This window comes from Acetobacter pomorum (assembly GCF_002738225.1).
GTDB lineage: Bacteria > Pseudomonadota > Alphaproteobacteria > Acetobacterales > Acetobacteraceae > Acetobacter > Acetobacter pomorum.
The window spans coordinates 1-9,544 of the sequence record NZ_PEBQ01000081.1; the positions used below are offsets into that span (position 1 = coordinate 1).

Here is a 9,544-nt window from a genome sequence, read left to right on the forward strand (position 1 = left end):
TATAGGAAGTCCTGAACAACCAGAAAATGATCCAAAATTACTCCATCTGTGAGATTTCCGCGTCGACACGTGGAAAGCGTGTTGGTTCAAGCATGGTGCCCTCGGTCCTCCCGGTTGTGCCGAGCGAAGGGGGAAACATATCCCTTATCGTCTGCATCGTATGATCTCCTACGATCACGACTCAGCCAGAGCATGATGCGACCAAAAACACATTTTTTGCTTGAACTTGAAACCACCTGGTTGACGCTTACTGCACGACAGTCGGACCGTTTTTCAGCTTCTCCGCCAGCCCGTAGAGTGTACGATCCAGTGCGAGTTGACCCGACAGGTAGCGCGAAATCATGGCACGGAGCAGTCCTCCCGGTGAACGGACTTCTCCAGCATCTGTCCGTGCGGCAATTGCTGCGATCACCACTGCATTCGGATAGTCCCCAAAAACAGCTTGCCCCTGTGCCCAAGCATGTCTGGAAATTCCCAGCTGTTCGCACGCGTAGAGCGCTGCCTGGATGATCTGCGTCTCGGCCGGCCTATCGGAAGTGCAATACTGACGGAAAATCGGGGCAATATGCAGCACGAATGTCGGCTTGGCCCGGAATCCCCTCAATGGATCTGCCGCAGAAGGGGGTGGTGTCTGGTGTTCTGCAACACGGGAAGACGAGGACGGCCGACTACGCGTAGCTTCAATGCAATTTTCGGCGGAGCCGTCTGCTTTTACAGTAGCTTTAGCTAATATGGATGGGTTTGTATTAGTATATTGGGGTCGCTCAGGTGACCCCATGGGGTCACTTTCCACAGATAAAAGAGACGAAGCTTTGATCTCATCAGGTTGATGTTCTAGCTCTTGAAGATACGAAATGTCCCTCTCCAGCTGATCGTGAAGTTGGCGTAGCTCCTGACATATGGGGTCAAGCCACTGAGGATCGCGATCTGTCCCACGCTGACCGACCAACGCAGAGGTGCGAGCGAGTATCTGTTGTCTGTCTTTTACCGTGAGCCCTGCCTCATCAGCCGTCTGGAAAAGGGCATAGATAGTCCTGGCAATCATCGTGACTTCGCGATGCAGACGGCGACCTTCCTGTTGCCGCCACAGTGCCGTTTGTGCTGCGCGTTCCAAATCCTCAAATCGGCGGGCGAGCGGAGAAAGATCAAACCCGTAAGCCTGCTGTCCCCTTGGAGCAAACGGGCCTGATCGCCTGTATCGCTGTCCGTTGGGACTATCCCGGTAGAGAAGCCACCCAGCTTCGGCAAGTTCGCGCAACAGAGTTTTGACGCGGGTGCGGCCGAGGTCAAAGCGTTGCTGGATATCCAGATTGGAAGCCGTCGAGACGGGCAGAACATCGTCCTCACCTGACCAGTCGGCAGGTTGGGTAAATGCGATCAGATAACAGAGCAGTTCTGTCTGCTGGCATGTCAGGCCGAGAATCGACCGTCCTTGACGCAAATAGCGATAAAGGTCGCTCATTTCCACAGCCTGCAGCGGTAGGGCCTCAGCTGTTGCGCGCGCCGCAACCATGGCAGGCGTGATTTTCCTGATACCCGCAGAACGGGCATAATCTTCTGTTATCATTATTCTTTTTGTCCGACGAATGGGTTCAAAACCCCCGTCGCGCTCCTGACCCGCAGGACAAACGTCCCCTATGGCAAGAAAAGACTTGCAATTTTACGGCAAATGTCGGAGAAAAATTGTCGCCAAACTATTTTCATCCGACATCCCCTAGGGAATGTTTTTTGTGTCTGCAGGCCTCGCGAAAGCGGGGCCTCAGTCGTTTTTGGGGGAAACTATGTCATGGCTCATTCTTCCTCTCAGTCATACTGACGAACCAGGCCGCATTAGCTGCCCTATCCATCGCCTCTTACATATTCCTCACTGCACGATCTTTTCCTTTCAATAGGAAAAACCGATGCACACGAGACCTTTGGTTGGCGCACCCACTATGTGCTCGTCATGCGACAGGATGCACAATCAAGATGCGACCAACCACAAGGGCATAAATGTTTGAGACTGATTCCACAACAAACAGCACCACTATTTGTACAAAAACAAACACTTATGCCCAGAAAACTGAGACTGGACGGATACCGAAAGGGAGTCGTGAAATAACAAATTCCACCCCCCGGATTCTTGCAAGATGGTTTCCGAAAATTCACAAATCAAACATGCTGGTCAAAACCAGAAATGGCGGTACAGTCGCGGTTTTCAGCCACAATGGTTATCGCAGGATCAGTTCCTTGCATGAGTTTTAGCTCCGCGATGGCCGTATTAGTGGTCAGGTTGCTATATTGAGGATTAATCCACTCAGTTAGCCATGGTCTGTCTCCTAAAGATCGGCCAGAATTTCGCCAGGCAGGTCGTTGGAGAGTGTTTCCCTCGGTTGATAGTACATGACAGAACGAATGACCTCCCCCGATGTAGAAGATTAAATGCCGTATTGATCCAGTCATGCGTCATGTTGTGGGCGATATAGGGATCGACGCTGAATTTTCCCGCCAGCCATTCATCGACCATGCCGGGTAACGGCGAACACCCTTTTACCCTCCAAGGCCGTACCCCGGCAACACCGATGACCGTGCATTTCCCCCAGCCTTTATGGCCGCGCTTAAGGGCAGCGCGCATGACATCAACGCGACCGATCGCTTCGAAGGAATAATCCACTCCGCCGCCCATCATCTCGATGATCACCTTCTGGATCGGATCAGTATGATCGGTCGGTTTAACAAGATCGGTCGCTCGCAGATTTCGAGCCTTGGAAATCAACCAGATCAATCTCCAAGCCATATTGGGTTCTCACGCGATAACAGCTCGTATTTTCATAAGAAAGTCACTTTACGTAGATGCATCGCAATCACCCCTTCAAGCGTGCTCAAGATTTTCCGACTGGCGACGCCAGACCGGAAAAGGATCGGGCAGTCGTGCGTAGCGTAACGGCTCAAAAGGGGTATCTCCAAGATCCGGCACAAGACAAGCGTCAAGATCCCGGCGCAGTCCTGCTTCATCCATCTCCGCCGTGCCGATGAAGACGATTTCCTGCCGCCGGTCGCCATAGACGGAATCCCAGTTTCCCAGAACAAAATCCCGCCATTGATCGCTGTCTGGCCACTGGTTTTTCGGTATCGCGGCCCACCACAACCCCATTGCTTCGCTCCGCACAAGGGCTCCGGCCTGACTCATTTCTCCTACCCAGTCCGGGCGCGTGGCCAACCAGAAATGACCTTTGGCACGCACGACACCCGGCCAGTTCCGGTCAAGAAAAGCCTGGAATTTTGCGGGCTCGAACGGACGCCGCGCCCGGTAGACAAAATTATGGATGCCATATTCGTCCGTTTCGGGAACATGATTGGCAAACCCATAAAGTTCCTTGAACCACAACGGATGCTGGTGCGCCTTGTCGTAATCGAAGCGACCGGTATTCAGGATCCGTTCAACAGGAACCCGTCCCATATCGGTCTCGATGATGTCGGCGTCCGCATTCAGCGCGCGAATGATCTTCCGCGCCGCGTCCACCTGATCTGGCGTGGCGGTGGAAACCTTGTTGATGACCACGACATCGGCAAACTCGATTTGCTGGACAAGCAGATCGACCAGAGCACGCTCGTCGTCTTCCCCGGCTGTTTCGCCCCGATCCTTCAGAAAATCGCTGGAGGAATAGTCGCGCAGGAGATTGACCGCGTCCACGACCGTCACCATCGTATCCAACCGTGCGATATCGCTCAGGCTGACGTCATTCTCGTCACGGAACTCGAACGTCGCGGCGACTGGCAGCGGCTCTGCGATGCCTGTGGATTCAATGAGCAGATAATCGAATTTCCGTTCCTCTGCGAGCCGCCGAACTTCCTGCAACAGATCATCGCGCAGGGTGCAGCAGATGCAGCCATTGGTCATTTCGACCAGCTTCTCATCGGTGCGCGACAGATTGCTGCCACCATCGCGCACCAGATCGGCGTCGATATTGACCTCGCTCATGTCATTTACGATCACCGCGACCTTATAGCCTTGGCGGTTATTTAGCACATGATTGAGTAGGGTCGTCTTGCCCGCGCCCAGAAAGCCGGACAGCACGGTGACGGGAAGTCTGTTGTCCATGGTTTTTTCTCCTCTAAAGCTGTGTTGGGTTCGGAACGTCGCCATAGACAGCGACTGGATCGAAGGTCTTGTGCGTTTCGCAAAAGACGAGTTCAGCGGATGACGCCGAAACGACTTCATCAGCAGTGAGATCGACACGCCGGTAAAAACAGCTTCGATAACCCACATGGCAGTTCGCTCCTGTGCCCGCGGTGCGCACCCGCAACCAGACCGCGTCCTGATCGTCATCAATCCGCATTTCGATGACATGCTGGATCAGCCCGCTCGTGGCGCCTTTCCGCCAGAGACACTGGCGGCTCCGGCTCCAGTAATGCGCCTCGCGGGTTTCGATGGTACGGGCGAGCGCTTCGGCGTTCATGACGCCGACCATCATGACATCCCCGCTCTCCGCGTCCGTCGTGACCACGCTCAGCAATCCGCTAGCGTCAAAACGCGGGGCAAGATCGGTTCCTTCCTCGACCTGCTCGATAGAGACACGAGGCTGGAACGCTGTTGATGCAGAGGGGAAAGTTTCGCCCATCATACGCCCCCTATTCCCACCATAGCGAAGAACTGGCGACGCAAAGGTTCCGAGGTCTTGAACTCGCCTAACAGGCGACTGGTGACCATGCTCACGCCCGGCTTACGCACCCCACGTGTGGTCATGCACTGGTGCGCCGCGTCGATCACCACCGCAACGCCGCGCGGCTGCAGAACACTCTGGATTGTGTCGGCGACCTGGGCTGTCAGTTTTTCCTGAATCTGGAGGCGATGGGCAAAGACGTCCACGAGCCGCGCCAGCTTGCTGATGCCGACTACCCGCCTGTCGGGCAGGTAAGCCACATGCGCCTTGCCAATCAGTGGAATGATATGATGTTCACAATGGGATTCCAGCCGGATGTCGCGCAGCACCACCATTTCATTGTAGTTTCCGGTTTCTTCGAAAGTCCGCTCCAGAAGGGCGACCGGATCGTCCTGATATCCCTCGAAAAACTCTTCATAGGCCCGCACCACACGGCCGGGCGTGCCGACCAGTCCCTCACGATCAGGATCGTCACCGGTCCAGGCGAGCAGAGTCCGCACGGCTTCTTCCGCCTGAGCCCGTGTCGGTCGCACCCGGATTTTTCGGGGCGTTTCAATCAATGTGTCCATTCAGTCCTCGTCCCGGCATTGACTATGTTATGTTATAATATAACATTATGAACATCGCCCACTTCTCGTCAAGCGCCGGAGCCATGCCGTCTTCCACACAGCAACATCCCGTCTCGATGAACATGCCCCCGTCAGCGCGTGCGCCGCAGGAGAGTCCCGGTGTCATGCTGTTCATGGAGAGTTGGCCCGCAGCGAAAGTCGATACACCAGAAGACGCCGCTCTTGGCTGTCCCGCACCGCATGTAGTCGCCTGTGCCCACGCGGCCGTTGTGATGGATCTGCAACGGCCAGATGTTGATATGGTCGTATGGGGCCGCAGAGTTCCAGCAGCTTGGGAGAAGTCGGTCACAGGCTGGTCGGGCTCCCCGTCTCCTCTCACTCTCTCCGGCATGCCTTCGGAGATCGCGGATTACCTTGCAACCCCGGCTGTGCTTCAGGATTGGCCTCCCGTCATTCTGACGGATGTCGTGGATCTATCCTCTCTGTTCGCTGCTTTGACGGGAGGCATCCGACAGCACATCCGACTGATGGCCTCCCTCAGTAGTGATGCAATATTCGAACTTCCTCCTGATGCGCTCAGGCTGATCTGCGGCTATGGACGCACCGGGGCGGAATGGTGCAGCAATCAGGACCCGAAGAGCGGCATCGTTAGTACCCTGTCGCCTTTCGCCGTTGCGTTTATCAAGGGAGCTGCTGAAGGCGAACCTGGCTGCCTCCATCGTCTCCCGGCCAGTGACCCAAACGGTGCGATTCCGGGGCCAATCCTTGTGATGGATACGGTTTCCCGATGAAAGAACATGTCACGCATCCTTCTCGCGGCGTCCATCAGGTTTCCAATACCCGAAATGGCCGGACCACCTCTTTGCTGAGTGATGTGCTCGACGCGCTGACTAAGACAGATTTGCCGTTATCGGCTTATGATATCCTCCGGTGTGTCAGTCATCCAGATCGCCGCCGAGTTGCCCCGCCTACAATTTATCGAGCCCTGGAAAAGCTGATCGCTGACGGGCTCGTCGGGCGGCTCGAAAGTCGAAATGCCTTCGTGCGGATCCGGACAGGCGATCCGTCGCGCCTCGTCTACTGTATCTGCGACCGATGTGGCGCCGCACAGGCGGTGGAAACCACGTCATCGTGCCAGCAGATCGACAGCGCAGCCGAGACCCTTGGATTCCAGGTCAGGCACCGGGTGATGGAAGTGCAGGGCGTCTGCGCTCAGTGCAGTACCTGTCCTTCTTTCTCGTCCGCGTTGCAACGCCCCCAACAGAACGATCTTCCGACACGCGCCCCCAAATGAGCCGCTGCCCTCTCATCGCCCTTCTTCGTCAAGGTTCTTCAATGTCATCGACCACCATCGCGTCCTGTTCCGCATCACATTCCCCAAAGGACGTTCTCGCCCGGCGTGTGGACGGCGCTCTCTCCGATCTTTCGGCAATCATGTCAGGTGACCGACCTTCTGAGCCTGTTTTCCGGTCAGACGCCGATGCACTTTCCCTGGTCCGGCACGACACGGCCCATGTTCTGGCACAGGCCGTCAGTGAACTGTTTCCCGGCACCGCGCTTGCGACAGGGCCCGCCACGGAGCAGGGATTTTTCTACGATTTCGCGGCTGAGCGCGCTTTCACGGATGATGATCTCGTTCGGATCGAAGCCCGCATGCACGAGATTGTCGATCGGGACGAAGCGATCATCCGGGAAGAATGGACGCGTGAGAGCGCCCTTGCCTGGTGTAAGGAGAACGGACAGCCCTACAAGGCGGAGATCATCCGGTCCCTGCCTGTTGATGCTATCCTGAGCTTTTACCGACAGGGCAGCTTCGTCGATCTCTGCCGGGGGCCACATCTCGCCAGCACCGGGCAGATCGGACACGCCTTTCGGCTTCTCGGCACAGCCGGGGCCTACTGGAAGGGCGACCGGAACAACCCGATGCTACAAAGGATTCACGGCACGGCCTGTCGTGATGCCGACGAACTGGCGGCGTGGGAGCGACGTCAGGAAGAAGCGGCACGCCGCGATCATCGCCGACTTGGACGCGAGATGGATCTATTCCATTTCCAGCCTGAAGCACCGGGAGCGGTCTTCTGGCATCCAAATGGCTGGACGCTGTTCCAGACGCTTCTCGCCTATCTACGCACGCGCCAACAGGCCGAGAACTATGTAGAGATCAATACGCCCGACATTATGGATCTGTCTCTCTGGCAAGCTTCCGGCCATTGGGAAAAATTCGGGGAGAACATGTTCACCACCGAGACCGAAGGCCGCACCTACGCCCTCAAGCCCATGAACTGTCCCGGTGGCGTGCAGGTTTTCCGTCATGGCCTGAAGAGTTATCGTGACCTGCCCCTGCGGATGGCTGAATTCGGCAAGGTCCATCGCTTCGAACCGTCAGGAGCGCTGCATGGCCTCATGCGCGTGCGCGCATTCACGCAGGATGACGCGCATATTTTCTGCACGCCGGAGCAGATGGAAGCTGAGACGCAGCGGATCTGCCATCTTGTGCTCTCAATCTATAAGGATTTTGGCTTCGACGATGTCCGTATCAAATTCTCTGACCGACCCGAAAAACGTGTCGGATCGGACGAGATCTGGGATCGCTCAGAGGACGCGTTACGGCGCGGGGTCGAAGCTTCGTGCCTTTCCTACACGCGCAATCCGGGGGAAGGTGCTTTTTACGGTCCCAAGCTGGAATTCGTACTGCGTGATGCAATCGGACGAGACTGGCAGTGCGGTACCGTGCAGGTCGATCTCAATCTGCCTCAGCGTCTGGACGCGCATTATGTCGGCGCGGATGGGGACAAGCATCCGCCCGTCATGCTGCACCGCGCCCTGTTCGGTTCGCTGGAACGTTTCATCGGCATTCTCCTTGAACACCATGCCGGCCATCTGCCCTTCTGGCTCGCTCCCGTTCAGGTCGTTGTGGCGACAATCACCGCCGCCGCAGACGAGTACGCGGACGATCTGATCAAAGCACTCCGCCAGCGTGGCATCCGCGTGGCACCCGATCTCCGTAACGAGAAAATCGCCTACAAAATCCGCGAACACAGTCTCGCGAAAGTGCCTGTGCTGCTGATTGTCGGAAAGAAAGAAGCACAGGCGGGAACCGTCTCCATCCGGGAGTATGGAAACCCGGATGCACCAACAATGACAATGGAAACAGCCATCGACCTGCTGGCTGACGCCTCCCGCTTCCGCCTGCCAAAGGTCTTTGGCGCATGAAGGGACTACGCGCTGCTCTCGCGGATCTCTGGTATCTGAGCCGACCCTATTTCACCTCGGCGGAACGCAAATCGGCCTGGACTTTGCTTGGCGTCGTACTGGGGCTGACCCTTCTGCTTGTGGGGGCGGATGTGCTGCAATCGTTTTCGCGTAACATTTTCTATACCGCTCTACAGCAGCGGGACGTCACATCCTTCCTGCGTGGTCTGTTCTGGTTCGTTCACACCCCGACGATGCCGATCCCCGGCTTCTTCATCATCGCAGTTCCTTCCCTGCTGGCGGCGGTATACGCCACCTACCTGCAACAATTACTGCAACTGCGCTGGCGGCGCTGGCTCACACATCGCATGGTCAGTCAGTGGCTTGACCAGAACGTCGCTTTCCGGATTGCCATAGAGGAAACCGGTCTGACCGCTGTTGGCGATAATCCCGATCAGCGTATCCAGGAAGATATCGACGGCTTCGTGCGGAACACGTTATCGCAGTTCCTCGACATCGTGTCACGGCTTGTCACTTTGTTCAGCTATGTCGGCCTACTCTGGGTGCTGTCGGGTGCGATCTCGATATTCGGCGTACGTATCCCAGGATATTTCCTGTGGATAGCTCTTCTTTATTCACTCTTTGCATCGGTCGTCACGCATCTGACGGGTCGTCGCCTGATTCCACTGCGGATCGCCCAGCAGAAAGCGGAAGCTGACTTCCGGTACAGTCTGGTTCATATCCGCGATCACGCGGCTAGCATCGCTCTCAGTGATGGGGCCGATCATGAGAAGCGTCTTCTGATCGGGAAATTCGACGTCATCTACGACAACTTCCTCGGGATTATGAAACGCGCCAAATGGCTTGGTTTCCTGACGGATGGTCTGGGAACATTATCAGGAAATTTTGCTCTTCTCGTCGGATCAATCCGCTATTTCGCTGGCAAGATCACCTTCGGTACGCTGATGCAGCTTGTGCAGGCTTTTTCCCGCGTTGAGGACGCACTCGGATGGATCTGGTCCTCCTACGCGTCACTTACTGAGTGGCGGGCCAATGTTGCTCGTCTGGCTACTGAATTGCCCCGGGTTTTGTGGAGACGTTTTTTATCTGATTTAAGCGGCTAATGCATGTGATTTCTGT

Annotated in this window: 8 protein-coding genes and 1 pseudogene; 4 read left to right on the forward strand and 5 right to left on the reverse strand. The window is 56.2% G+C overall.

Annotated features, from left to right (window positions below):
• Positions 1-247: 247 nt before the first annotated feature.
• The 5 genes from repC to folE form a co-directional block, all read right to left on the reverse strand.
• Positions 248-1,567, reverse strand: a complete 1,320-nt coding sequence (repC, locus tag CSR02_RS05140; protein WP_003626803.1) for a plasmid replication protein RepC — start codon at positions 1,565-1,567, stop codon at positions 248-250.
• Between the two features lie 729 nt (positions 1,568-2,296).
• Complete coding sequence (locus CSR02_RS05150) at positions 2,297-2,776, reverse strand: MDR/zinc-dependent alcohol dehydrogenase-like family protein (protein WP_020936735.1); 480 nt, start codon at positions 2,774-2,776, stop codon at positions 2,297-2,299.
• A gap of 75 nt (positions 2,777-2,851) precedes the next feature.
• Complete coding sequence (gene zigA / locus CSR02_RS05155; RefSeq protein WP_035362737.1) at positions 2,852-4,081, reverse strand: zinc metallochaperone GTPase ZigA; 1,230 nt, start codon at positions 4,079-4,081, stop codon at positions 2,852-2,854.
• A gap of 13 nt (positions 4,082-4,094) precedes the next feature.
• On the reverse strand, positions 4,095-4,604 hold the full coding sequence (gene hisI, locus CSR02_RS05160; protein ID WP_035362736.1) for a phosphoribosyl-AMP cyclohydrolase: 510 nt from the start codon (positions 4,602-4,604) through the stop codon (positions 4,095-4,097).
• Positions 4,601-5,212 carry a GTP cyclohydrolase I FolE gene (folE, locus tag CSR02_RS05165; protein ID WP_020936737.1) on the reverse strand — a complete coding sequence of 204 codons (612 nt, stop codon included), beginning with the start codon at positions 5,210-5,212 and terminating at the stop codon, positions 4,601-4,603. The genes hisI and folE overlap by 4 nt, the downstream gene beginning before the upstream one ends.
• A 164-nt stretch (positions 5,213-5,376) precedes the next feature.
• Between folE and CSR02_RS05170 the strand changes: the two genes are divergently transcribed.
• The 4 genes and pseudogenes from CSR02_RS05170 to CSR02_RS05185 all read left to right on the forward strand — a co-directional run.
• Positions 5,377-6,003: a DUF1826 domain-containing protein gene (locus CSR02_RS05170; protein WP_020936738.1), complete on the forward strand. Its 627-nt coding sequence runs from the start codon at positions 5,377-5,379 to the stop codon at positions 6,001-6,003.
• Complete coding sequence (locus CSR02_RS05175) at positions 6,000-6,506, forward strand: Fur family transcriptional regulator (RefSeq protein ID WP_020936739.1); 507 nt, start codon at positions 6,000-6,002, stop codon at positions 6,504-6,506. The genes CSR02_RS05170 and CSR02_RS05175 overlap by 4 nt, the downstream gene beginning before the upstream one ends.
• Before the next feature lie 41 nt (positions 6,507-6,547).
• Positions 6,548-8,425: a threonine--tRNA ligase gene (thrS, locus tag CSR02_RS05180; protein ID WP_047957394.1), complete on the forward strand. Its 1,878-nt coding sequence runs from the start codon at positions 6,548-6,550 to the stop codon at positions 8,423-8,425.
• Positions 8,422-9,477: pseudogene (locus tag CSR02_RS05185) on the forward strand (SbmA/BacA-like family transporter); the annotation flags it as partial. The gene thrS and the pseudogene CSR02_RS05185, both read left to right, overlap by 4 nt.
• Positions 9,478-9,544 lie beyond the last annotated feature (67 nt).

Coding starts and splice junctions, on each gene's coding strand:
- repC (WP_003626803.1), bottom strand. CDS start 1,567: ATGATAACAGAAGATTATGCCCGTTCTGCGGGTATCAGGAAAATCACG.
- CSR02_RS05150 (WP_020936735.1), bottom strand. CDS start 2,776: ATGGCTTGGAGATTGATCTGGTTGATTTCCAAGGCTCGAAATCTGCGA.
- zigA (WP_035362737.1), bottom strand. CDS start 4,081: ATGGACAACAGACTTCCCGTCACCGTGCTGTCCGGCTTTCTGGGCGCG.
- hisI (WP_035362736.1), bottom strand. CDS start 4,604: ATGATGGGCGAAACTTTCCCCTCTGCATCAACAGCGTTCCAGCCTCGT.
- folE (WP_020936737.1), bottom strand. CDS start 5,212: ATGGACACATTGATTGAAACGCCCCGAAAAATCCGGGTGCGACCGACA.
- CSR02_RS05170 (WP_020936738.1), top strand. CDS start 5,377: ATGCTGTTCATGGAGAGTTGGCCCGCAGCGAAAGTCGATACACCAGAA.
- CSR02_RS05175 (WP_020936739.1), top strand. CDS start 6,000: ATGAAAGAACATGTCACGCATCCTTCTCGCGGCGTCCATCAGGTTTCC.
- thrS (WP_047957394.1), top strand. CDS start 6,548: ATGTCATCGACCACCATCGCGTCCTGTTCCGCATCACATTCCCCAAAG.